The organism is Rhizobium sp. BK591 (assembly GCF_014195045.1).
GTDB lineage: Bacteria > Pseudomonadota > Alphaproteobacteria > Rhizobiales > Rhizobiaceae > Rhizobium > Rhizobium anhuiense.
The window spans coordinates 170094-193888 of the sequence record NZ_JACIAZ010000003.1; the positions used below are offsets into that span (position 1 = coordinate 170094).

The 23795-nt window shown below is 60.9% G+C and carries 24 protein-coding genes and 1 pseudogene; 6 read left to right on the top strand and 19 right to left on the bottom strand.

Annotation, left to right across the window (positions count from 1 at the left end):
* Positions 1 to 8: 8 nt before the first annotated feature.
* From FHX10_RS13885 to FHX10_RS13920, 8 genes and pseudogenes are all read right to left on the bottom strand, one after another.
* Positions 9 to 791, bottom strand: a complete 783-nt coding sequence (locus FHX10_RS13885; protein WP_183908304.1) for an amino acid ABC transporter ATP-binding protein — start codon at positions 789 to 791, stop codon at positions 9 to 11.
* A gap of 11 nt (positions 792 to 802) precedes the next feature.
* Positions 803 to 1407: pseudogene (locus FHX10_RS13890) on the bottom strand (ABC transporter permease subunit).
* Positions 1404 to 2150, bottom strand: coding sequence for an amino acid ABC transporter permease (locus tag FHX10_RS13895; protein WP_183908302.1), 747 nt, complete (start codon positions 2148 to 2150; stop codon positions 1404 to 1406). The pseudogene FHX10_RS13890 and the gene FHX10_RS13895 overlap by 4 nt, the downstream one beginning before the upstream one ends.
* 24 nt (positions 2151 to 2174) lie before the next feature.
* The gene (locus FHX10_RS13900; RefSeq protein WP_047616335.1) at positions 2175 to 3005 is read right to left on the bottom strand and encodes a transporter substrate-binding domain-containing protein; all 831 of its coding nucleotides are present in this window, start codon (positions 3003 to 3005) and stop codon (positions 2175 to 2177) included.
* A gap of 466 nt (positions 3006 to 3471) precedes the next feature.
* Entirely contained in the window at positions 3472 to 4317 is an 846-nt protein-coding gene (locus FHX10_RS13905) for a polysaccharide deacetylase family protein (protein WP_097631070.1), read from the bottom strand.
* A 178-nt stretch (positions 4318 to 4495) separates the two neighbouring features.
* Positions 4496 to 6379, bottom strand: a complete 1884-nt coding sequence (locus FHX10_RS13910; protein WP_025570187.1) for an ABC-F family ATP-binding cassette domain-containing protein — start codon at positions 6377 to 6379, stop codon at positions 4496 to 4498.
* Positions 6380 to 6449: 70 nt separating this feature from the next.
* Positions 6450 to 7499, bottom strand: coding sequence for a GGDEF domain-containing protein (locus tag FHX10_RS13915; protein WP_183908298.1), 1050 nt, complete (start codon positions 7497 to 7499; stop codon positions 6450 to 6452).
* Between the two features lie 207 nt (positions 7500 to 7706).
* The gene (locus tag FHX10_RS13920; RefSeq protein ID WP_183908296.1) at positions 7707 to 8216 is read right to left on the bottom strand and encodes a DinB family protein; all 510 of its coding nucleotides are present in this window, start codon (positions 8214 to 8216) and stop codon (positions 7707 to 7709) included.
* 139 nt (positions 8217 to 8355) lie between these two features.
* Between FHX10_RS13920 and FHX10_RS13925 the strand changes: the two genes are divergently transcribed.
* Complete coding sequence (locus FHX10_RS13925) at positions 8356 to 9045, top strand: glutathione S-transferase family protein (RefSeq protein WP_025570192.1); 690 nt, start codon at positions 8356 to 8358, stop codon at positions 9043 to 9045.
* Positions 9046 to 9126: 81 nt separating this feature from the next.
* Positions 9127 to 9549 carry a nucleoside-diphosphate kinase gene (gene ndk, locus FHX10_RS13930; protein ID WP_004680549.1) on the top strand — a complete coding sequence of 141 codons (423 nt, stop codon included), beginning with the start codon at positions 9127 to 9129 and terminating at the stop codon, positions 9547 to 9549.
* An 88-nt stretch (positions 9550 to 9637) separates the two neighbouring features.
* Here the strand turns inward: ndk and FHX10_RS13935 are convergent, their stop codons facing one another.
* On the bottom strand, positions 9638 to 10138 hold the full coding sequence (locus FHX10_RS13935) for a hypothetical protein (protein WP_048338664.1): 501 nt from the start codon (positions 10136 to 10138) through the stop codon (positions 9638 to 9640).
* Positions 10135 to 10680, bottom strand: coding sequence for a CGNR zinc finger domain-containing protein (locus FHX10_RS13940; RefSeq protein WP_183908294.1), 546 nt, complete (start codon positions 10678 to 10680; stop codon positions 10135 to 10137). The genes FHX10_RS13935 and FHX10_RS13940 overlap by 4 nt, the downstream gene beginning before the upstream one ends.
* A 65-nt stretch (positions 10681 to 10745) precedes the next feature.
* On the opposite strand from FHX10_RS13940, the gene FHX10_RS13945 reads away from it, so the two are divergent.
* Complete coding sequence (locus FHX10_RS13945; RefSeq protein WP_047616348.1) at positions 10746 to 11642, top strand: branched-chain amino acid ABC transporter permease; 897 nt, start codon at positions 10746 to 10748, stop codon at positions 11640 to 11642.
* On the opposite strand, the gene FHX10_RS13950 is transcribed toward FHX10_RS13945, so the two are convergent.
* The 5 genes from FHX10_RS13950 to FHX10_RS13970 all read right to left on the bottom strand — a co-directional run bounded on the left by FHX10_RS13950 (position 11643) and on the right by FHX10_RS13970 (position 16054).
* On the bottom strand, positions 11643 to 12104 hold the full coding sequence (locus FHX10_RS13950) for a molybdenum cofactor biosynthesis protein MoaE (RefSeq protein WP_025570201.1): 462 nt from the start codon (positions 12102 to 12104) through the stop codon (positions 11643 to 11645).
* Between the two features lie 86 nt (positions 12105 to 12190).
* Positions 12191 to 12445 (bottom strand): molybdopterin converting factor subunit 1, encoded by a 255-nt coding sequence (moaD, locus tag FHX10_RS13955; protein ID WP_025570203.1) that lies wholly within the window; start codon positions 12443 to 12445, stop codon positions 12191 to 12193.
* The gene (gene pgsA, locus FHX10_RS13960) at positions 12442 to 13032 is read right to left on the bottom strand and encodes a CDP-diacylglycerol--glycerol-3-phosphate 3-phosphatidyltransferase (protein ID WP_003574129.1); all 591 of its coding nucleotides are present in this window, start codon (positions 13030 to 13032) and stop codon (positions 12442 to 12444) included. Before pgsA ends, moaD begins: the two co-directional genes overlap by 4 nt.
* 215 nt (positions 13033 to 13247) lie before the next feature.
* Positions 13248 to 15290, bottom strand: a complete 2043-nt coding sequence (gene uvrC, locus FHX10_RS13965) for an excinuclease ABC subunit UvrC (protein WP_183908292.1) — start codon at positions 15288 to 15290, stop codon at positions 13248 to 13250.
* Positions 15287 to 16054 carry an SDR family oxidoreductase gene (locus FHX10_RS13970; protein ID WP_047616353.1) on the bottom strand — a complete coding sequence of 256 codons (768 nt, stop codon included), beginning with the start codon at positions 16052 to 16054 and terminating at the stop codon, positions 15287 to 15289. The genes uvrC and FHX10_RS13970 overlap by 4 nt, the downstream gene beginning before the upstream one ends.
* A 365-nt stretch (positions 16055 to 16419) precedes the next feature.
* On the opposite strand from FHX10_RS13970, the gene FHX10_RS13975 reads away from it, so the two are divergent.
* Positions 16420 to 17055 carry an outer membrane protein gene (locus FHX10_RS13975; protein ID WP_025570209.1) on the top strand — a complete coding sequence of 212 codons (636 nt, stop codon included), beginning with the start codon at positions 16420 to 16422 and terminating at the stop codon, positions 17053 to 17055.
* Between the two features lie 99 nt (positions 17056 to 17154).
* Here the strand turns inward: FHX10_RS13975 and FHX10_RS13980 are convergent, their stop codons facing one another.
* Positions 17155 to 17751 carry a glutathione S-transferase gene (locus tag FHX10_RS13980; RefSeq protein WP_047616355.1) on the bottom strand — a complete coding sequence of 199 codons (597 nt, stop codon included), beginning with the start codon at positions 17749 to 17751 and terminating at the stop codon, positions 17155 to 17157.
* Between the two features lie 153 nt (positions 17752 to 17904).
* Positions 17905 to 18777: a 23S rRNA (adenine(2030)-N(6))-methyltransferase RlmJ gene (locus FHX10_RS13985; protein WP_184389525.1), complete on the bottom strand. Its 873-nt coding sequence runs from the start codon at positions 18775 to 18777 to the stop codon at positions 17905 to 17907.
* 16 nt (positions 18778 to 18793) lie between these two features.
* Between FHX10_RS13985 and FHX10_RS13990 the strand changes: the two genes are divergently transcribed.
* Entirely contained in the window at positions 18794 to 20998 is a 2205-nt protein-coding gene (locus FHX10_RS13990; protein ID WP_183908288.1) for a molybdopterin oxidoreductase family protein, read from the top strand.
* Positions 20995 to 21585, top strand: coding sequence for an NUDIX domain-containing protein (locus FHX10_RS13995; RefSeq protein ID WP_184389527.1), 591 nt, complete (start codon positions 20995 to 20997; stop codon positions 21583 to 21585). The genes FHX10_RS13990 and FHX10_RS13995 overlap by 4 nt, the downstream gene beginning before the upstream one ends.
* A 66-nt stretch (positions 21586 to 21651) precedes the next feature.
* Here the strand turns inward: FHX10_RS13995 and FHX10_RS14000 are convergent, their stop codons facing one another.
* Positions 21652 to 22950: an FAD-dependent oxidoreductase gene (locus FHX10_RS14000; protein WP_183908286.1), complete on the bottom strand. Its 1299-nt coding sequence runs from the start codon at positions 22948 to 22950 to the stop codon at positions 21652 to 21654.
* Positions 22951 to 22960: 10 nt separating this feature from the next.
* The gene (locus tag FHX10_RS14005; protein ID WP_183908284.1) at positions 22961 to 23575 is read right to left on the bottom strand and encodes a PadR family transcriptional regulator; all 615 of its coding nucleotides are present in this window, start codon (positions 23573 to 23575) and stop codon (positions 22961 to 22963) included.
* Positions 23576 to 23795: the final 220 nt, after the last annotated feature.

Consider the following 23795-nt stretch of genomic DNA (forward strand, 5'->3'; position numbering starts at 1 on the left):
AAAAAATCCTAGATGCCTTCGCGCACTGGCCCGCGCCCTCCGGCGAGACCGCCGACGAATTGGCGGATACGGGGATTGTCGAAGGTATGGAAAATCTGTTCAGGCGAGCCTTGGTCGACGATGCGGCCGTTCTCGGTAAAGACGACGATGTCGCTGATCTCCTCGGCGAACCGCATTTCGTGGGTCACGAGGATGCTGGTCATGCCGTCGCGGATGAGGTCGCGGATCACCCACAGCACTTCGCCCACCGTCTCGGGGTCAAGCGCCGAGGTGACTTCGTCGAACAGCACCAGTTCCGGCTTCATCGCCAGCGCGCGGGCGATCGCGACGCGCTGCTGCTGACCACCGGAAAGCTGGCCGGGATAGGCGCCGGCTTTTTCCGAAAGCCTGACCTTGTCGAGCAGTTCGCGTGCGAGTTTTTCCGCTTCGTGCCGCTCGACGCCGAGGATGCGGGTCGGGGCCAGCACGATATTGTCCAGCACGCTCAGGTGGGGAAAGAGATTGTACTGCTGGAAGACGATGCCGATACGCTTGCGCAGCGCGATGCGTTCGCTCTCCTTGGCCAGTTGATCGACGCGGGTGCCGTCGACCGTGATGCGGCCGCGCTGCGGCGCCACCAATGCGTTGATGCAGCGCAGGATCGTCGACTTTCCCGAACCGGACGGGCCGATAATGGAAACCGCATTGCCCTTGTTGACGGTGAGGTCTATGCCCTTCAGCACCTCCGTCTGGCCGAAGGACAGGTGCACTTCTTCCAGTCGCACGATCGTTTCGTCGGTTTTTGCGTTCATCATTCAAATCCTCAGGCCGTCTTGAAACGCCGCTCGAGGCGTCGGGTCAGGCGGGCGATCGGGTAGCAAAGCGTGAAGAAGGCGGCCATCACCACGATATAGGCGATGATCGTGAAATCGAGGCGGCGCACGGATGTGCTGGCATCGGTTGCGGCATGCAATAGTTCGTGCACGCCAACCAGCGAGGCGAGCGACGTGCCCATGGTAATGGAGGCCAATATGTTCATCCATGGCGGCAGCGAGCGCCGCAGGCATTGCGGCAGGATGATCCAGCGCAAGGCCTGGCCGCGCGAAAAACCGAGCCCCTTTGCCGCTTCCCATTGCGTGGTCGGGATCGAAAGGACGGCGCCGCGGGTGATCTCGGCCACATAGGCGCTGGCCGGTCCAGTATGCCGAACACGGCTCCGACGGTCGTTCCAAGCGTCATCGCGCACAGGCTGATGATGACGTTCATCATGAAGCCCGAGCCGAGATAGGGAAGCCACGTCACCAGTTCGCGCCCCAGCGTCAGGTCGGTCAGCGACCACAGGACGATAACAAGCGGGAGTGCCGTAAAGCCGATATTGCGCAGCAGGCGACCATTCCTGCGCTGCTCGGAAAGTACCGCAGTCGTCATAGGCCATACCCCGGAATGGCGAGCTTGCGCTCCACCCACAGGCCGATGCGGGCAACGGCAAGGTTGATGATGCTGAAGAACAGCAGAATGACGATCATCAGTGACACCACGTTGTCGCGCTGCGTCCAGACCATGATCGAGGCATAGGTAATCTCGCTGACTGCAATCGCATTGCCCACCGTCGTCAACTTCACGAGATTGATGAGATTGTTGACGATCGCGGGCAGCGATGCCCTCATTGCCAGGGGAACTTCGACGTAACGCAGGATCTGCAGCGCGCTGAAGCCGATGCCGCGCGCCGCTTCCACCGTGGCCGACGGCACCGCCTCGATACCTGCGCGGATCGCCTCGGCATGCAAGGCGGCGATGTGCAGTCCGACCACCGCCACCACCCAGAAGAAGGGTGTGAGCGGATTGTTCTGCGTCCCGCCGACCAGGTTCGATACGAATGTATTGAGAACGAGGAAGCTGAACATCAACTGTACCAGCGTCGGCGTGTTTCGGGTGATTTCCACGAAAGCGCGGACCGGCGTCGATAGCCAGGGCTTGCCGGATGTCAGGCAGGCGGCAAACAGCAGCCCGGCAATCAGGCTGACGGGGATCAAGAGGGCAATCAGATAGAGTGTGGTGATGAAACCATCACGCCATATCTGCGCCTCGTACCCCGCCGCCAGGAACTCGTAGTTAAGGCCAAGCCTGTTCGTCAGGTTGACGAACAGGCTGGTCATGCTGGTGTCCTGCATGTCGATCCGCCAGTGTAGCCTGTCTTACTTGCCAGCCGACAGGGTCTTGCGCTCTTGTTCGAGATAGTCGGTATTGCGGAGCCGGTTCGCCTTCGCAAATTCCAGGAGCTTTCCTGACGTATGGAGCTGCCGGATCGACTTATCGAGCGCCTCGGCCGTCTCCTTTTCGCCTTTTCGCACCCAGATCACCGAGTCGGAAGGGAGCAGTTCGGTCGGGAAGAGAATAGTGTAGTCCTTCCACTCCTCGGGCCGGTCCTCCAGCAGAAGGCCGACGGTTGCGCCGACATGGACGGCGGCGACACAATTGCCGCCCTGCAGCGCCAGCAGCGATTCCGGCTGGCTCGGCAAGCCCTTTACCTCGGCGCCGTATTGTTCGATGAGCGGCTGCGTGAAGTTCGACCCTTGCGAAACGCAGACCGGCTTTCCCTTGAGATCTGCCCAGTCCTTCAGGCCGCTGTCCTTGCGTCCGACGGCAGCACCGCCGCTGCGATCATACGGCGTCGCCACCCAATCAAGAACTTTGGCGCGGTCCTCGGTATATTGCATGTTCGCAATCAGGATATCGACCTTGCCCTGCTGGAGAAATTGCACCCGGTTCGGGGGCGTGACGGTGACTGTTTCCAGCTTGACGCCAAGATCGTCCGCGAGCGCTTTTGCAATATCGAGATTGTATCCCTTCTGCGTTTGCGATGTCGGATCGATATAGCCGAAGGGCGCCCCCGAGAGGATGACGCCAACGGTAAGGGTGCCGCGGGCTTTGATGCGGTCGAGTGTGGCATCCGCCGATGCCTGCGTTGCCGCCAGCAAGGCAATCGACATGGCGAGGAGCGCCTTCGGGAGAAATTTGCGTGACATGTTTGAGCTCCGTCTTGGGAAGGTGGAGGGACCGGTTCAGGTCCTCGAGCAATTGCAGCGCTCTTTGGCTCGACTGCTATGGCGTGGATGTGCGCCACTTCGAGGTGAGGCCGAAAGGCTGGTGATGAGATGGACGTCGGCTTCCCGCGCAATATTGGCCATGCTTCTCCGCGCTGATAGAAAAGGACGCTGACCGCATCGCTTTCCTGCGCGAATCGGCAACTGGACGGCTTTGAAAGGCATAGGGAACCGATGAGAGAGAAGGAACGTTCTGTCTCAGAGAAAATCATCATTGTGATGGATTTTGTAGATTTTATTTTCTGAAATAGGCGCGTTCGTTGAAAAATCTTGTGCACGAGAGGGTTGCTGATCGGCAACCTTCCCGCCCGGTAATGGCATCAAAAAACGGATTTTGCTCGGCCGAATTCCTGCCGTCTTGCGGCTAATCCCGACTTGGCAACCCGCCTTAGCGGATCGTCACGAAATCGGCCGAGGCAAGGACGTTGTTCGGCATCGGCGTCTTCTTGAATTTCAGCGTCACGACCTTGTAGCCTTCGGTTTCGAGTTCCGAAAGCAAGGTTGGCAGCATCGTCGCCGTGCGTTTGTGGATGTCATGCATCAGGATGATGCCGCGGCCGCGCTTGTGCAGCAGGTCCATCGTCCGCTGCGTCACGGAGACCGGCGTCGTGTTGAAATAGTCCTTGCTGTCGATGTCGACATCCATGACCACCATGTCGCGCATGGCGATCGCGGCGCGCAGCCTGTGGCTCTCGGCTAGATAGGGGAAGCGGAAGAAGGAGACATCCGTGCCGGTCGCCTTGGTCACCGCCAATTCGCCCTTGATCACCTCGGCCATCGCCGCGTCGAAATCCAGCGAACTCAAATTGGCGTGGTCATAGGTGTGACTGCCGATCGTGTTGCCGTCCTCGGCGACCTTGCGCGCCAGCGCCGGATGCATCTCGGCCATTTCGCCGACCATCATGAAGGCGCCCTTGACACCGAACTGGTCGAGGATCGCCAGTACCTTGTCCGTCCGGCCGGGGATCGGGCCGTCGTCGAAGCTCAGGATCACTTCCTTGTCCTGCAGCTTGAGATCGGCGAGCGAGGAAACCTCCAGCGTCCGCCCGGCCAGATGATGCCAGCCGGTCATGCGCGGCGCCGCAGCGTCGCCGGTATAGGCAAGCTTCCGCTCCTCGGGTGCGATCACCGAGGAGGTCTTGATCGATGTGTCCGGCGCGGATTGTCTGGTGGTGCTGCAGGCAGAAAGAGTGGCCGTGAGGGCCATGCAGGACAGAACGAAAAAACGGTACATGGAAAGGGCTCAACAAATCGGTAACGAATGTTGAGACAACCTTTCGAATTATGGTTAACGATCGGTTGATGCAGGCGGGAATTGTGCCGATGCGCGGCACTTCGCCACGCTTTCGCCAGAGCATGATGCCGAAAAGTGTGCGCGGTTTTCGGACGACATCCTGTTCTAAGGCCTGTGGCTATCCCGCCATCGCTTCTTCGTATTCGGCCGAAAGCATCAGCCAGTCTTCCTCGGCGGCAGCCAGTTTTGCCGCCGCTTCGCCGCGCTGTTTTGCCTTCTCGGCGGCCTTGGCCGGTGTCTTTTCATAAAGGGCGGGATCTGCAAGTTCCGCGTCAAGCGCCTGAATCTGTTTCTCCAGTTTCGCCGTCAAGGATTCGATTTCGTTGATCTTTTTCTTGAGTGGGGTCAGCGAGGCGCGACGTTCGGCATTGAGCTTGCGCTGGTCGGCCTTCGACGTCGCCTCTTCAGTTAGCTGCGGCTTTTCTTCTTTTTTTTTACCGGATGTGACGATCAGGTCGCGATACTCGTCCATATCGCCTTCGAAGGTCGTCACCGTACCGCCATTGACCAGCCACAGCCGGTCGACCGTCGCCTCGATCAGATGGCGATCATGCGAGATCAGGATGACGGCGCCTTCGTAATCGTTCAGCGCCTCGATCAGCGCGCGGCGGCTGTCGATGTCGAGGTGGTTGGTCGGCTCGTCGAGGATCAGCAGGTTCGGCGCATGGAAGGCGGCAAGCCCCATCAGCAACCGGGCTTTTTCGCCGCCGGAAAGATCCTTGGCGGCCGTCGCCATCTTCTCGGTCGCAAGCCCCATCTGGGCGACGCGGGCGCGCACCTTGGCCTCCGGCGCGCCGGGCATCAGCCGGCGCACATGTTCCACCGGCGACTGCTCGGGAATGAGGTCGTCGAGTTGGTGCTGCGCGAAGAAGCCGATCTTCAGGCTCGGCGCCAGCTTCACCTCGCCGCTCTCGGGTGCAAGTCGCCCCGAGATGAATTTGGCAAAGGTCGATTTGCCGTTGCCGTTCGAGCCGAGCAGGGCGATGCGGTCGTCATTGTCGATGCGCAGATTGAGGTTCTTCAGGATCGGATTGCCGGGCTCGTAGCCGACGGCGCCGCTCTGGATCGCGACGATCGGCGAGGCCGGCTGCTTTTCCGGCTCGGGAAAGGTGATCGGCTGGACGTGGTCCTCGATCACCGCGGCGACCGTTCCCATGCGCTCAAGCGCCTTGACGCGCGATTGCGCCTGCCGTGCCTTGGAAGCCTTGGCCTTGAAGCGATCGATGAAGCTCTGCAGATGTTTGCGGGCCGCGTCGTTCTTGGCCTTCGCCTTGGTCTGCAGCTCGTCGGCTTCGGCCTTCTGCCGCTCGAACTGGTCGTAGCCGCCGCGATAGAAGGTCAGCTTCTTCTGGTCGAGATGGACGATCGCATTGACCGCATTGTTCAGGAGGTCGCGATCGTGGCTGATGATGATGACGGTGTGCGGATAGCGGCGGACATAATCTTCCAGCCACAGCGTGCCTTCGAGGTCGAGATAGTTGGTCGGCTCGTCGAGCAGCAGCAGATCCGGCTCGGAAAACAGCACGGCGGCAAGGGCGACGCGCATGCGCCAGCCGCCGGAGAAGGAGGAGGCGGGGCGGGCCTGCGCCGCCTGGTCGAAACCGAGGCCGGCAAGAATGCTCGCTGCGCGCGCCTCGGCCGAATGCGCGTCGATATCGACGAGACGCATCTGGATTTCGGCGATGCGGTGCGGATCGGTCGCCGTCTCCGCCTCGGTCACCAGGGCCGTGCGTTCCTTGTCGGCGGCAAGCACGATCTCGATCAGCGCGTCTTCGGTCGCCGGTGCTTCCTGCGCCACCTGGCCGATGCGTGCGGCCTTCGGGATCGACACCGATCCGGTCTCCGAGCCGAGATCGCCGGTAATGACGCGAAACAGCGTGGACTTGCCGGCGCCGTTGCGCCCGACCAGCCCTGCCTTCGTGCCCGAAGGCAGCGAAATGCTGGCATTGTCGAGAAGCAGGCGGCCTGCAATGCGGGCGGAAATGTCGGTGAGCGTGATCATGGCCGGCGTTTTGGCCGAAAGCGCTCGCCAAGGCAAGAGTGCTTTGCCTGCCGCAAGAGACTTGTACGCCTCAGCGGCCGAAAGCCTGCACCGGTTGTCGGGGGTTCGACTGCGCGGCGAGAAGCGCCACACGGGCATTGGCCTGCAACTGCCCGGGCGTTGCCGCATCAGTGCTGAGCGCCACGCCGATCGAAATGGTGAGCCGGCCGGGATCGGCCTTGTCGGATGTCGCGAAGACGAGATTGTCCTCGACGGAGGTGCGCAGGCGCTCGGCGATCGTGATCGCATCCTGCATGCCGACATGGGAAAACAGCAGGGCGAATTCGTCGGCCTCGGTGCGGGCGATGAAATCGTTCTTCTTGACGCATTTGCGGAAGAGGCCGGCGAGCTTCTTCAGAAGCTTGTTGCCCGCCTGGGTCCCGTATCTGTCGTTGAGATCGGTGAAATTGTCGATATCGACCATCATCAGCGCGCTGCCGGCGGCACCCTCTTCGCGCGCGTAGAGATCTGATATCGTCCGGTTCAGCGCGATGCGGTTCGGAAGCCCGGTGATCCTGTCGGCCACAGTGGCCGATTGCATCGCCGAAATGCCGCGTTCCAGCGTTTCCAGCACCCTGATGTCATCCTGCAGCCTGACGCCGATTTCCATCTCCGCCGACAGCACTGTCGTCAGCGAGGCGGTGAGATAGTCGATCTCGCCGAGGAAGGCGGCAAGGCTCTGGTCGTCGTTGCCGGAAACGGATTTCAGGATCGTCCCGCAGGCGCGGGCAAAGGCGTTCTTGTGCTTCAGCCCTTCGGCAAGCCTTTCCGCCACCTCGCGCAGCATCCGGCTCGCCTCGTTGCGTGAGGTCTCCCCCGCCAGTCCGCAATGGCCGACGAGGCGGTATTTCAGGCCGAGTTCGTCGAGCATCGGCTGCTGCGGTTGCGGCCCGAGTGCTGCAATATCCTGCGCAAGGCCGGCATTGAGCCCGACGATCGCTTCATGGAAGAGTTCATAGTTGCGCGGCAGCGCGGCAACGTTGAGGCGCGCCATGTGCTGGGCAATCTTCTGAATATCCGCCATCGGCGCCGGACGCGCGGTCTCGCGCGGCACCAGTGCGTTTGCGCTTGCATTCTGCATGACGATCCCTCGCAGCCCGGCCACATCTCTCACATCCCGCTATGCCCGCAAGCTTTTAAAAGAGGCTGAATTTTCAATCGGAAAGCTCTGGATCGACGGCGGAACCGGCAAAGGCGGTTAATTCAGTGTTGATCGCCGGAGCATGATGCCGAAAGTGCGAGCGGTTTTGGATGACATCATGTCCTCGCTTTTAATTTGGATCGGATCTTACATCCACTCGCGGCCCTCGTTGCGCAGGAAGTAGATGAGATCCAGCGTGAGACTCGGCTTGCCGAGTGCCGTCAGCGTCATATGGCACTGGCCGCGATGATGGGTCTGGTGGTTGAAGAAATGCGTGAGCGCCGATGTCAGCGGCTGGGTGATCTCGACCGGCTGTACCGCCGTGACATAAGTGAAGTCGCCGGCGAGGGTTTTCTCGTCCAGCATGCTCGTCCAGGCAATGATCCGCTCATCCTCCGCTTTGCGGGCGGCGGCCAGCGCATCCAGCTCTTCGAAGAGCACGGCATCGAGTGTCGTCGGCGCATTGCCGGTGCCGGTGAAGCGCTTCATCCATATCCGGTCGGCGACGAGCAGATGATTGAGCGTGCGATGCAGCGAGCCGAAGAAGGCGCCGCGATTGCTGCGGAAGTCTGCATCGCTGAGTTCGGCCGCGGCCGCGTAGACTTGCGTGTTGGCCCAGCGATTATAGGCGGCGAACATCCTGTAATGTCTGAGCATTCACTCCCTCCCGGATTGGTCGCTGCAGTCTAGCCCGGTTTCCCCGAAATCGCAGTGATATGCCCATGAAATTTCCTGATTTGATCGCCGGCGCTTTCTGTCGTGGAATGGATGCAGCCGTGATCTCGAAAGGACTGTCATGACCAGAGCCCTCTATTCCCTCTGCGGTGCCGACGAGCGGCGCTTCTTTTCTCCCCATTGCTGGAAGGCGGTGATGGCGCTGGCGCATAAAGGGCTCGATTTCGAGGAGATTCCGACGACCTACGCCCGCATCCGCGCGATCGGCGGCGGCGTGTCGCCGACCGTGCCGGTGCTCGATGACAACGGCCGGCTGATCCCCGACAGTTTCGACATCGCCCTCTATCTGGAGGAGGCCTATCCCGAGCGGCCGTCGCTGTTTGGCGGCGAGGGCGGCAAGGCGCTATCGCGCATGGTCGAAGGCTATTCGCAGATGATCATCCATCCGGCGATCATGCGCATTGCCCTTCTCGATATCCACGCGAACCTCGACGAGGGCGACAAGGCCTATTTCCGCGAAAGCCGTGAGGTCAGGCTGGGCAAGCCGCTGGAAGTGGTTGCCGCCGATAGCGAAGCGGAGAAGGCTTCCTTCGGCGCCAAGCTGGAGCCGCTCCGCCACATGCTGAAGTTCCAGCCCTTCATCGGCGGGCAGACGCCGCTGTTTGCCGACTATATCGTCTTCGGCGCGCTGCAATGGCTGCGTGTCTCCGCCGGTCTCGCCATGCTGGCCGCCGCCGATCCGGTCATGGGCTGGTTCGAACGCTGCCTCGATCTTCACCAAAGCCGCGGCAGGACTGTGACAGCGGCGTGAAATTGCAGCCGACCCCTTGTTTTCGGGCGTTGGGGCGGGTAAAGACCGCCCACTTTTCCCGAGAAAACAGAGGATTTGACTATGGCGATTGAACGCACCTTCTCGATGATCAAGCCGGATGCAACCAAGCGCAACCTGACGGGCGCCATCACCAAGATGCTCGAAGATGCCGGTCTGCGCGTCGTCGCCTCCAAGCGCGTCTGGATGAGCCGCCGCGAAGCCGAAGGCTTCTACGCCGTTCACAAGGACCGTCCCTTCTTCGGCGAACTGGTCGAAGGCATGACCTCCGGCCCGACCGTCGTCCAGGTGCTGGAAGGCGAAGGCGCGATCCTTAAGAACCGCGAGATCATGGGCGCGACCAACCCGGCAAACGCTGACGAAGGCACGATCCGCAAGGTTCACGCCCTCTCGATCGGCGAAAACTCCGTTCACGGCTCGGATGCTCCGGAAACGGCCGCCCAGGAAATCAAGTACTGGTTCTCCGACACCGAAATCGTCGGCTGAGGCCTTACGTCGGCATTCGTGCCGAACACCTTGAATTGACTCTTGAAAGCCGGGGCTCTGCTCCGGCTTTTTCTATGTGCCCTTGTTTCTATGCCGGGCATTTATCGGTATTGGAGAAATCGACGCTGCCGTCAGGCTTGAAGACCTCAGGGTTCTTTTCATAAAGCGCGCCGATAACGAGCGGTTTGCTCGGCAGGACGGTCTGGTCGAGGTCGGAACGGAACTGCGTTTTCAATTCCTGCAGCACCTTGCCGTCCTTGTCGACCAGCCGGACACTCACGGAATAGGGGCGGTCCTTGCGCACACAGTGCAGGTTCTCGCTCTGCAGCGCGATCTTGTCGTCGATCGGGTAGATCTTCTGGTTCAGTACCAGCGGATCGCCACCTTCAGGATTTTCGAATTCGGCGATGATCACCGAACCGTCGGGAATGGGTCCTGTCTTCTTCAGCGTCAGCAGATAGGTGGCGCTCGCCACCCGATAGTTGAAGACGAAGAGATGGCCGGTGACCTCGACCAGATTTTCCGCCTGGCGCTGGCAGGCGGACAGCAGCCCGACAGTGACCGCCATCACGATCCAATAATTCCTCATGGCGTCTCCTCCTTCTTGCGGCGATAGTGCCGATTGGCCTTGGCGCGGTTGCCGCAGACCGCCATGTCGCACCAGGCCCGGCTCCGGTTCTTGCTGCGATCGATGAACAGCCAGCCGCAATTTCCGCAGATCTTCATCCGCTCCGGATCCGGCATGGCGATCAGCCGTAGCACCGAATGGGCAGTAGCCGAGGCCAGGCTGCCGGGGCTTGGGTCGCGCAATGTCTTCGCCAAGGCTTCCAACAGCCCGGCCAGCAGTTGGTCGTTGCCGCCATCGAGTATACGCTTGCGGAAATAGAGGTCGATCTCTTCCCGCAGCGCGATGAAATCCGGCTCGTTTTCCGCCGCCACCGGCGCGATGTCGCCGAAGAGGGCGCGTTCGGCGCAGAATTCGGCGGCCGCGCGCGGAAAACTCCGCATCTGATCGCTGACTGCGAAGCGATCGATCCGCCGCGTAGCATCGTGGCGCAGAACGACGCTGTTGGCGACATCGAGCGCCAGTGCGCCGCCGGCAAAGCGGTGAGGGGTCCAGGAAAAGCTCATATTGAAATTATAACTGGCAAAATAGGTTTTACCAGTTATAATTTTGCGGACGCGGAGTGTCTGGAATGGCCTATCTTCTGCAGCAGCTGGCGAATGCGGTTCCGCTCGCTGCCCTCTATGCCGCGCTCGCCTTCGGTTATGCCGTGGCCTTCGGCGTGACGAAGCGGGCCGACATCACCTATGGGGCGATCTTTGCCTTCGCCGGCCAGATTCTGCTGCTCTTCACCGAACTCGCCTATGTCAGGTTCTGGCTGGTGCTGCCGGCGGCTCTTGCCATCGGCGCCGGCGCTTCCATCGTCTATTCGCTGGCGGCGGGCCTCTGGATCGGCCGCTCGATCATGCTGCCGCTGGTCAGCAAATCGCCGAATACGGTCATCGTCGCCGCCCTCGGCATGATGATCGTGCTGATGGAGACAGCCCGGCTTGCCGCCAATAGCCACGGCATCTGGCTGCCGCCGTTCCTGAACGACACGGTCGTCTTCTGGAGCGACGGCCTGTTCAAGGTGACGCTCACCTATATCCAGCTGATCGACACCGCGCTGATGTGCGCCATCGTCGCGGTGGGTGCGCTGATCCTCAGACGTACGGCTTGGGGCCGCGTCTGGCGCGCCGTCACCGACGATCCGTTGGCCGCCGAACTCTGCGGCACCAGCGCCGATCGCGTCTTTCTCGGCGCCTATGCTGCCGCGGCCCTCGTCGCCACCCTCTGCGGCATCCTCGCCACCTTCTATTACGGCTCGATGGATTTTGGCGCCGGCCTGATGTTCGGGCTGAAGGTGCTGCTGATCGCTGCCGTCGGCGGCTACTCCGATCCGCTGCGCTCGGCCGGTGGCGCTGCCGGGCTTGCCGTCGTCGAAACTTTGTGGGGCGCCTACGGCCCCTTCGTCTGGCGGGATCTCGTCATCTTCTCGCTGCTCGTCCTGCTCCTGGTCATGAGCCGCAGGGAGCGCGTCGTGCTCTGATCATTTCCACTTGTCGCGCGCCGTATCGTCGGCGTCTTTCGCCGCGACCCAGTTGCCCGTAGCGCCATCCTTGCCATGTTCCTTCTTCCAGAAGGGGGCGGCGGTCTTCAGGAAATCCATGACGAAATTGGCGCCGTCGAACGCCGCCTGCCGGTGCGGTGCGGCTGCGACGACCAGGACGATATTCTCGCCGGCCGCGATCTTGCCGTAGCGGTGGATGGCGGTCAGGCCGAGAAGTCCGAAACGCGTTATGGCAAGATCGCCGATGCGCCGTATCTCCGCCTCCGCCATGCCGGGATAATGCTCCAGTTCGAGGGCCGCCAGCGTACCGCTTTCATCGCGGCAGAGACCGGAAAAAGTGACGACGGCGCCGATACCGGCTTTATCTTTGGAGAGCAGATCGACCTCGGTCTGCAGGTCGAAGTCTTCGTGTTGAACGCGGATGGTGGGGGTAACGGTCATGATAACATCCCCGACTGTTTTGATGCCGTAGCGGGAGGTATGGAGAGGGCGGAGGGGGGTATCGATACGACACCACCATCACCGCTTCATCCCCCGGTCATCGGCGGAAATATCCCGATCTCCCGTGCGGCGCCGATCGGTTCGTCATGCTCGACATGCTCCATGTCGAGCGCCACGCGGATCACCTCGGGATATTGAAGTGCGGTCTCATATTCTTCGCCGAGCGTCTTCAAATGATTCAGAAGATCGGCGACGGTGACGACGGAGGAGGGGAGGTCGATCTCCTCCTCGCCCTTGCCGATGCGCTCGCGCACCCATGCGAAATAGACAAGCCGCGTCATTCCTCGTCATCCACGATATGTTTCAGCCCGGCGCGGAAATAATCATAGCCAGTATAGATGGTCAGCAGTGCGGCGATCCACAGCAGCGCAATGCCGGTCTGCGTCGTATAGGGGAAGATCTCGTCACCGGCCGGGCCGGCGAGCAGGAAGGCGATGGCGACGAGCTGCAGCGTCGTCTTCCATTTGGCGATCCGTGTCACCGGTACGCTGACCTTCAGCGCCGCCAGATATTCGCGCAGTCCCGACACCAGGATCTCGCGGCAAAGAATGGTGATCGCCGCCCAGATCGACCAGCCGGCAATCGTCTGGTCGGCCGCGACCAGCAGCAAGATCGAGGCGACCAGCAGCTTGTCGGCGATCGGATCGAGCATGCGGCCGATATTCGACGTCTGGTTCCAGATGCGTGCGAGATAGCCGTCGAGGAAATCGGTGAGTGAAGCGATGACGAAGATCCACAGCGCCACCCAGCGCGCCGTGTTGCTGATCGACAGCCTGCCCTCGATGAAGAAGCAGAGAACGATCAGCGGCACGGCGAGGATGCGGCCGTAGGTCAGAAGATTGGGAATGCTGTACGCACGCGATGCCATGGGATCGTTTCTCTGAATTGATGCGCCGTTACAGCGCCGCGCGTCTTTCTGAGGCGCGCAAAGGACGCTGTAACATTTTGAACCTGCGCATCGTGCTTTCCGAAAATCGAGTCCGATTTTCGGGCCGATGCGGTAGATGACGGCTTTGGCCGCGGACCGTCAACATTCTTTCTGTCTTTTCACCGCCTTTGCGTGGAATTTGCGACGGAGGCCGGTTATTTCGCGGCGTCGTCGTGGAAATGATTATAGACCTGCTTGGCGACCGCTTCCGATATGCCTTCCACCGCCATCAGGTCGGACAGGGCGGCGCGCGAAACCGCCTTCGCCGTGCCGAAATGCTGGAGCAGCGCCCGTTTGCGCGATGGGCCGATGCCGCCGATCTCGTCGAGCGGGTTCTTGATCATTTCCTTCTTGCGCCGCGCCCGGTGTGAGCCGATCGCGAAACGATGCGCTTCGTCGCGCAGGCGCTGGATGAAGTAGAGCACCGGATCGCGCGGCGGCAGCGTGAAGCTCTCGCGCCCCGGCGGAAAGAAACGTTCGCGCCCGGCGTCGCGGTCGACGCCCTTGGCGATGCCGATCGCCGTGACGCTGTCGGTGATGCCGAGTTCGGCAAGGATGGCGCGCACCGCCGTCATTTGCCCCTGGCCGCCGTCGATCAGGATCACATCGGGCCAGGTGGGGAAGGGCATGTCGGCGGCGTCGGGTGTGGCCGCCTGCACCGTCCGGTCTGGAATGCCTTCCTCCTTGATCAACCGCGAGAAACGCCGTGTCATCACCTCCTTCATCATGCCGAAGTCGTCTCCGGGCGTGATGTCGGTCGATTTGATGTTGAACTTGCGGTACTGGTTCTTGACGAAGCCTTCCGGCCCCGCGACCACCATGCCGCCGACGGCATTGGTGCCCATGATATGCGAGTTGTCGTAGATCTCGATGCGCTGCGGCGCATAGGAAAGCCCGAACGTTTCCTTGAAACCCTCGAGCAGCCGCGACTGCGACGCCGTTTCGGCGAGCTTTCTCCCATGCGCCTCGCGTGCATTGCCGACGACATGATCGACCAGATCGCGCTTCTCGCCGCGCTGCGGCACGAGGATGGAAACCTTGTGGCCGGCCTTTTCGCTGAGTGCGGCAGCGAGCAGCTCCAACTCTTCGACCGTTTCCGACAGCATGATCTGCTTCGGCACCGGCTTGTCGTCGTAGAACTGCGCCATGAAGGAGTTCAGCACTTCGGCGCTCGAAAGCTGCGGATCGGCCTTCGGGAAATAGGCGCGATTGCCCCAGTTCTGTCCGGTGCGGAAGAAGAACACCTGGATGCAGGAAACGCCGCCCTCATGGTGGATGGCGAAAACATCAGCCTCTTCGACGCCGGCCGGATTGATGCCCTGGTGGCTCTGCACATGCGAAAGTGCCGCCAGGCGATCACGATAGATCGCCGCCCGCTCGAAATCGAGGTCCTCGGCCGCCTGGTTCATGGCCTCGGCCATATGCGACTTCACCTTCTGGCTCTTGCCGGACAGGAAGTCCTTCGCCTCCTGCACCAGTTCGCCATAACCCTCGTCGCTGACCTCATGCGTGCAGGGCCCGGAACAGCGCTTGATCTGGTAGAGCAGGCAGGGTCGCGTCCGCGTTTCGAAGACGCTGTCGGTGCAGGTGCGAATCAGGAAGGCGCGCTGCAGCGAATTGATCGTCCGCCCGACAGCGCCGGCCGAAGCGAAAGGTCCGAAATAGTCGCCCTTTCGCGCTCTCGCACCGCGATGCTTGAAAATCGCAGGCGCCCGGTGGTCGCCGGTGATGAGGATGTAGGGGAAGGACTTGTCGTCGCGCAGCAATACGTTAAAGCGCGGCCGCAAGCGTTTGATCAGATTCGCTTCCAGAAGCAGCGCTTCGGTTTCCGTGCGCGTCGTCACGAATTCCATGTTCGCCGTCTGGCGCACCATCTGGGCGATGCGGTTGGAGTGCACGCGGCCGACGGCGTAATTGCCGACGCGCTTCTTCAGGCTGCGCGCCTTGCCGACATAAAGCACGTCGCCCTCGGCATTGAACATGCGGTAGACGCCCGGGCTGTTCGGCAGCCGCTTGACGAATTCACCGATCAGTTCCGCGCCGATGAGCCCGGTTTCATTGAGGCTGCCGGCATTCCAGTCGACGGCTGCGGCAAGCGGAGCGGCGGCGGAAACATCGCCTTCCACCTCGATATCGTCTTCGTTCTCATCCGTCTCGTCGTAGAGAACGCCGCCATCCGGCAGCTTTCGTCCGTTCATTCCGTAATCTCCGCCACATCGGGCGTCTGCCAGGCGAGGTGCTGGCCGCCGTCGAGGGCAATCATCTGGCCGGTGATCGAGGGCGTGTCGTAAAGGAAGCGAATCGTTTGTCCGAATTCCTCGAGCGCCGGCCCTCGCTGCAAGATAAGGGCTGAGACCTGCGCTTGGAAGTCCTCCATCGCCTGCCGCTCGCTCGGCATCGAGGGACCGGGGCCGACGGCATTGACGCGGATGCGTGGCGCCAATGCCTGTGCAAGCGTCTGCGTCGCCGTCCACAGCGCGGATTTGGAGAGGGTATAGGAATAGAAGCTGGGCCTCAGCGCCCAAACCCGCTGGTCGATGATATTGACGATCAGCCCCGATGCCGCAACGGGCATCTGCTGCGCGAAGGCCGCCGCAAGGATAGAGGGCGCACGTACATGCAGGTCGAAGTGCAATGCCCAGGTGGCGGCATTGAAACTACGCGCTGAATCATGCTGGAAGACCGACGCATTATTGACGAGCAGATCGAGCGGCCCGAGTGCTTCCGACGCCTTCGCGACCAACGCGCCGGTTTCGCCGATATCGGTCAGGTCGGCCTGCAAGGCGGCTGCCCGATATCCCTTCCGCCGCAATTCCGCCACCAGCTCTTCGGCTTCACCAATGGAGCCGTTCGCGTGGATCGCGACGGAAAAGCCATTTGCAGCAAGGTCTTCGGCGATTGCCCGTCCTATTCTCTTAGCTGACCCTGTTATAAGGGCCGTGCGAAGTCTTTCGTCGTTCAAAATCTTGCTTTCTGATCCCGCGAGTCTGCCTGCAGACTATATAGGGGCCGGCGGAGATTATATAAATAGGCCGTTGCGGTTGCGTCCCTGAGCGAGATATTCTATGTATTATTTAAGAATGCGATTTACTAAAATAAGTATTTTAAGTTTAACTCTTCGGTATGGTTAATGAAGTGTATGTTGCGTCAAAGCAACATCGAATTTCAGCCATGCGGCTGCCACAATGATATCACAATTTGGCTCTTTCAAATCCGCATTTGAGTTCCAATTTCAGTCTCGATCCGGAAGGGACATCTGGCAATATCCCGCCAATGCTTCACTGATAGACAGATGACAAGCGGCGCGGGACTGAAAGGAGACTAAGTATGCGTGTACTCATTGCTGGCCTCATGGCCTCCGTTTTTGCAATTGCGGGCGTCTCGGCAGCTCAGGCGGCCGATGCCGTCGACCAGGTTCCGGAAGCGCCGGTTGCCCAGGACGCTCCGGTCAAGCCGGCAGGAAACTGGGAAGGCTTTTATCTCGGCGGCGCCGGCACGTACAACATGGGTGACTTCGGTTCCGACCGCCACACCTATGGTTTCGGCGGTCAGGTCTTCACCGGCTACAACTGGCAGGCGGGCCAGATCGTCTACGGCGTTGAATCCGACCTCGGCTACAGCGGCGACGACGTCTCCTCGGGCGGCGTCAAGAACAAGTATGGCTGGAACGGCTCCGTCCGTGGCCGCGTCGGCTACGACATGAACCCCTTCCTGCTCTACGGCACGGCCGGTCTGGCGATCGGCGACGTCAAGGTTTCCGACGACACCTCGGACGAAAGCAAGACGAACTTCGGCTATACGGTCGGCGCCGGCGTCGAAGCCTTCGTGACCAACAACATCACGACGCGCCTGGAATATCGTTACACCGACTACCAGAGCAAGGACTACGACCTCGACTCCGGCAGCTTCTCGCGCGGTTACGACGAGAACAGCGTCAAGCTCGGTATCGGCGTCAAGTTCTAAGCCGGACAAACCGTTCAAGCATGAAAAGCCGGGCTCATCGCCCGGCTTTTTGCTGTGCGCTTGTTGGTCCGGTCGTTCAGCCGTGCGCTTTGAGCACACTCAGCCCTGGGACTTGAGCTCGTTATGGGCAGGGAATTTCTTGCCGAACTGCCGCAGCCAGTCGGTGAGCGGCGCATGATCGGCCTCCCACTGGTCCTTGAAGCGCAGTTCAAGATAATCGAGCGTCGCGGCCAGCGCGAAATGCCCGCCGCTGAGCTTCTTGCCGAGCTTCGGCGGATTGGCGCTCAGATGCGCGAGCCCGCTCGTCGCCTTCTTCCATTGCCGGTCGATCCACGGCTGGTGAACCTTTTCCTCGTCGCGGAAGCGCCGCTCATAGACGATCGCCAGCAGGCAGTCGCAGATGCCGTCGCAGAGCGCCTCGAGGATTTCCGCATCCGTGCGCTTGCCCTTCTTGGAGGGGTAGAGCCCACCCTTCGTCAGCCGGTCGAAATAATGCATGATCGCCACGCTGTCATAGATCGAAAGCCCGTCATCGGTCAGAAGCGTCGGAATCTTGCCGAGCGGATTGTTATCCACCAGGATCGCCGGTCCGGTATTGGTGTCGACCCGGATGGCGTTCAACTCCAGCTCCAGAAAATGCGCGGCCATCCGCACCTTGTTGGAATAGGGCGAGGCGGGCGAACAAAGGAGCTTCATGGGACACCTGATGAGATTGTGGATTGCGGCGCGGACTATCCGCGAAGCTAGCGCATAACCCCGAAAATCGAAATCGATTTTCGGAAAGGATTATGCGCAAATTCAAAGTGCTACGGCGTCTTTGCGCGTCTGAAAAGACGCGCGGTGCTGTAGTTAGCTATCGTCCTTTATGGCCTTGTTCTCGCCGCGTAGCCAGAAGGCGCGGTGCGAGGCGAAACGATCCTGCGCCAGATGGTCCTTCAATGCGGGCAGCAATTGGTGCAACTCGTCCTTCAGCGTGAAGGGCGGGTTGACGATGACGAGGCCTGAGCCCGTCAATCCGGTAGTGCCGCGGTCGCTGCGAACCACGAGTTCGGCGCAGAGCATTTTCGGGATGTCGAGCGCCTGCAGGCTCTCGTGGAATTCCTTGATCGGCGCGCCCTTCTTCAGTGGATACCACAGGCAATAGGTGCCGCCGGGAAAACGCCGATAGGCCTTTTCCAACCCTTCGGCCAGACGCTGATATTCATCCTCTTCCTCGAAGGGCGGATCGACGAGCACGATGCCGCGCTTCTCCTTCGGCGGCAGATGCGCGCCGAGCGCCAGCCAGCCGTCGAGCTCGGTGATGCGGGCATGGTGATCGCCCTCGAACAGCCGGTGCAGCCTGATAAAGTCCTCGGGGTGCAGTTCCATGGCCGACAGCCGGTCCTGCGGGCGGAACAGCATGCGCGCAAGTTTCGGCGATCCAGGATAGAAGCGGATGCCGCCCTCTGGGTTGAGTTCGCGGATTGCCCAGAGGTAGGGCTCAAGCAGTTCGGAAACCTGAGGTCCGAACTCGGCCTCCATCAGCTTGCCGATGCCCTCGAGCCATTCGCCGGTTTTCTGCGTTTCCTCGGAGGAGAGGTCGTAGAGGCCGATGCCGGCATGCGTGTCGAGCACGCGGAACGCCCCATCCTTCTTCTGCATGTAGCGGATCAGCCGCGCCAGCACGGCATGTTTCAGCACATCGGCAAAGTTGCCCGCGTGGTAGATGTGGCGGTAGTTCATTTTCGCTGATGTCCGTATGAATTCGCGTCATGGCGAGCTTTTGTGGCTTTTGGCCGTGCAGGCCTTGGAATATACAAATGCCATGAACATTGCGACCCCCATCCACGCCAAATCAGAAAAGCCGGACAACAGGGTGGGCCACACCGCCTGTCCGCATGACTGTCCCTCCACCTGCGCGCTGGAGGTCGATATATCAGAGGATGGCCGCATCGGCCGCGTGCGCGGCGCCAATGACCATTCCTACACGTCGGGCGTCATCTGCGCCAAGGTCGCCCGTTATGCCGAGCGGCTCTACCATCCCGACCGCCTGATGCATCCCTTGCGCCGCGCCGGCGCCAAGGGGGCAGGGCAGTGGCAGCAGATTTCCTGGGACGATGCGCTGGATGAGATCGCCGAAGCCTTTGTGAAGGCCGAGGCGAGGGACGGCAGCGAGGCGATCTGGCCCTATTTCTACGCTGGCACCATGGGCTGGGTGCAGCGCGATTCGATCGATCGTCTGCGTCATGCCAAGCGTTACTCCGGCTTCTTCTCCTCGATCTGCACCAACCCCGCCTGGACCGGCTTCACCATGGCGACCGGCACGCTGCGTGGTCCCGATCCGCGCGAGATGGGCCGCACCGATTGCGTCGTCATCTGGGGCACCAACGCGGTCTCGACGCAGGTCAATGTGATGACCCACGCCATCAAGTCGCGCAAGGAGCGCGGCGCCAAGATCGTCGTCATCGACATTTACGACAATCCGACGATGAAGCAGGCCGACATGGCGTTGATCGTCAGGCCGGGTACCGATGCAGCACTCGCCTGCGCCGTCATGCACATCGCCTTCCGCGACGGCCATGCCAACCGTGATTATATGGCGCGGTATGCCGACGATCCCGAGGGTCTCGAAGCGCATCTGAAAACCAGGACTCCGCAATGGGCTGCCGCCATCACCGGTCTTTCGGTCGAGGAGATCGAAGCCTTCGCCAGCCTCGTCGGCACCACGAAGAAGACCTTCTTCCGCCTGGGCTATGGCTTCACCCGCCAGCGCAACGGCGCGGTCGCCATGCATGCGGCCGCCTCGATCGCCACCGTTCTCGGCTCCTGGCAATATGAAGGCGGCGGCGCCTTCCATTCGAACAGCGATATTTTCCGCATGAACAGCGCCGAACTGACCGGCCGGTCGATGAAGGATGCCGATATCCGCATGCTCGACCAGTCGCAGATCGGCCGGGTGCTGACCGGTGATGCGGTGGCGCTCCGTCATCGCGGCCCGGTGACGGCGATGCTGATCCAGAACACCAATCCCGCCAACATCGCCCCCGAGCAGCGCCTCGTCAGACGCGGCTTTGCCCGCAACGACCTCTTCGTCGCCGTCCACGAGCAGTTCATGACCGAAACGGCTGAGATCGCCGATATCGTCATTCCGGCGACGATGTTTGTCGAGCATGACGATATCTACCGGGCCGGCGGCCAGAACCATATCCTGCTGGGGCCGAAGCTGGTCGAGCCGCCGCCGACCGTGCGCACCAATCTCTTCGTCATCGAGGAACTGGCCAAACGCCTCGGCGTCGCCGATCGTCCCGGCTTCGGCTTCACCGCCCGCGAGATGGTCGACCGCATCCTCGAATCGAGCGGCCTGCCGGATTATGAGCATTTCCTCGAACACAAATGGTTCGATCGCCAGCCCGCCTTCGAGGAGGCGCATTATCTGAACGGCTTTGCCCATCCGGATGGCAAGTTCCACTTTCGCCCGGACTGGATCAATCAGCCGGCGCCGAACAAGCCGCCGGCCGCCATCGGGGTGCTCGGGCCGCATGCCGAGCTTCCGGCCTTCCCTGATCAGGTCGATGTCATCGAAGTCGCCGATTCCGAGCATCCTTTCCGGCTGGCCACGTCGCCCGCCCGCAACTTCCTGAATTCGAGCTTCTCCGAGACCAAGACCTCTCGCCAAAAGGAAGGGCGCCCCGAGGTGATGATCAATCCCGCCGACGCCGAAGCCAATGGCATCGCCCATGGCGATCTCGTTCGCATTGGCAACAGCCGCGGCGATCTGCGCATCCACGCCCGCATCACCACCGAAGTGAAATCCGGCGTGCTGATCGCCGAGGGGCTTTGGCCGAACAAGGCGCATGTCGATGGCGAGGGCATCAATGTCTTGACCGGCGCCGACCCCGTCGCACCCTATGGCGGGGCGGCCGTTCACGACAACAAGGTCTGGCTTCGCAGGGACGCAGCATGATGCAGCCGACATCACGCGTGAAGATCGTCAGCGGGGAAATTTTGTCGAATGGGTGGACGCGGCTCGCCAGCTACCTGCTCGATTATATCGACCGCAAGGGCGCAACCCAGCGGTTGAAGCGGGAAGTCTATCACCGCACGCCCGCCGCCTGCATCCTGCTTTATGATCCCAGGCGCGGCCTTGTCGTGCTCGTCCGCCAGTTCCGCCTCCCTGTTCATCTCAACGGCGATCCCGCCTGGACAATCGAGGTGCCGGCCGGCCTTCTCGACGATGATCATCCCGAGGCGGCGATCCGCCGCGAGGCGATGGAGGAGACCGGCTATCGCCTGCGCGACGCGCGCTTCCTGTTCAAATCCTATACCTCGCCGGGCGCCGTCACCGAGGTCGTCCACTTCTTCGCAGCCCTCATCGACACCGCCGACCGCGTGGCGGAAGGCGGCGGCCTGGACGAAGAGCACGAGGATATCGAGGTCCTCGAAGTCCCGCTCGACGCGGCCGCGGCAATGATCGAAACTGGCGAGATCTTCGATGCCAAGACGATCGTGCTCTTGCAATGGGCGCTTTTGAACAGGGGCAAACTTCATTAGCGGTAAGGCGATCGAGACCTGGTTCGTCAAGTTACTTCGGGCAGATCGACATGATCCGCGACCCGTTTAGTTTTCCCCGCGAACTCGCATCATCTGCTGAAAGGCGCGCTGCTTCAGTGCAGGTATCGCATTGATGATGCGCATTACGCCGCGCGTGACAGCGAGTTGAAGTCTGCCGACAATCGGCCGATGGACCAGGTCGCGGGCATCCATCTGCTTTTTCGATTCTCGGATTGCTTCGGTACTGTAGCGAAGCATCTCGACTTCGTAGGCATGTATGGCTTCGACAAGCGGTTTTCGCCCTTGGTTCGCTTCAACCAGCATGCGTCCGAGCAGTGCGGCATCGCGAAGCGCGGTATTGGCGCCCGCGCCTCGTCCTGGTGTCATCGTATGGACGGCGTCACCGAGCAGAGTGACATTCGAACTCGCCCAAGGCGTCAGCGGGACGGCGGTTCTCATCCTGATATCGTGGATCGTCGAGGGCTCCGTCATCTGAATGAGCGCATGTAAGTGCGGATGCCAGTCCCGGGTGAGTTTCAAGCCCAGTTCTCTCAATTGTTCGCCGCTCAGACCGGTCGGGTCCCGCGGCCAGTTCTGCCGAGCGCCCCATACCCCCCAACCGACGCTGTCCTCGTCGAGTGCTTCGACGAAGTCCGGCCAACGAGCAACAAAATCTGGGTCGCTTCTAGTGCCGGCGAACTCGAGCGAGTGAATGATTGCGCCGAAGCCCATCGGCGCCATGATCAGCGACATGCCTTGAAACATTTTGTCCGACAGCAGAGCTTTCGTCGCGACCGTCATCGGAATTTTGCCCCCGAGCGACACGATCCCCGTGTCTTCCAGACGCGCTTCCGGCAGACGTTGCTTGCGTACAGTCGAATTCGTGCCGTCAGCGCCCACCAGCACATCTCCCGTCGCGAGACTTCCATCCTGAAAGCAAGCTATGACCGACCCGTCGGCGCTGTTTGTGTAACTTTGAAGCGTCTTCCCGAAGAAGACGTCGTCTTCAAGTCCTCTGAGCAGAACCCGCCTCAGCGTCTTTCGAATGACGTTCTTTTCACCGTCGAGGGTGTTCGGGCCTGCATCATCGATATCGAAGCTCAGGACTTCGCCCAGTTGTTCAGTGAGCATGTTGAAATAGCGTGGCGACCTGGCGCAGGTGGCGACATAGAGATCGTAGAGTTCGCCGGGGACACAGGCTTTTAGCGCGCGGCTTCCAGCCGGGCTGATGCCGACGCGATAACCACCACTGTCGGTGCTCGGCGCAAAGTCGCGCTCATATACCGCTATGCAAACCCCAGCCTGCTTAAGCAGATGTGCGAGTGCCAAACCGCCGGTCCCGGCGCCGATAATCAAAACCTTCATGGTGTTGGTCCTAGTCGAGTTTGGGGGCGATGGAGAATTTGGCGGCGATCTGTCTCAGCCACTCCTCTGTCCAGGTGATACGCTGGGCGCGGAGGTCCCCGACAATGCCACTGACCCAGGATAATTCGGCTGCGTGGATCGCTCGGAGATATTCCATCTCGAGAAGGAAGAGCCTTGGAACAGCCTGAGCTTCCTGCAAGACGTCGTCGATCCTGCGAAGTTCCGACTCGATGGCTTTTGCTCTGAGCTCAAGCTGGCTCGCCACATCATCAGGCGTAAGCAGCGGAAGAAATGACATCGCCGCGGGGAATTCCGGATATTCTCGCGTCAGGGTCGACAATATCGCCCGCATCCATTCCAGCGCGATTTCGCGGCCTTTCTCGGTTATCTCGTACACGGTTCGCTCTGGACGCTTGTCGTCCCGGACTGTTTTCCGCGGGATGATCAAGCCCTCGCGTTCGAGCCGCTGGATTGTTTGATAAAGGCTCGCCCTCTGCGTGACATTGATCACTTCGTCCTTGCCGCGCTCCTTGATGAGCCGCTGCATTCGGTAAGGATGCATTGGCTCTTCCATGAGCATTGCAAGGACGGCGAGCGCGACTGGAGAGCGTTTGATAGATGTCATAGTAATAATACTACTAGTTTATTTATAACTAGTCAATTCGAAGGCTCCAGGTCGCTGGATTCGAGACTCGCGCTGTTTGAAACGATGGTCGTGAATCCGCGCGGCGAGCGCATTCAACCAATTCCAAAGCGCAAGTTTCCGCTTTAAGGTGATCGCGCTCGAAATTTCATACGACTGTCACGAAGCGGTTTTATCCGCTGCGGCTTGTCAATCATCGGAT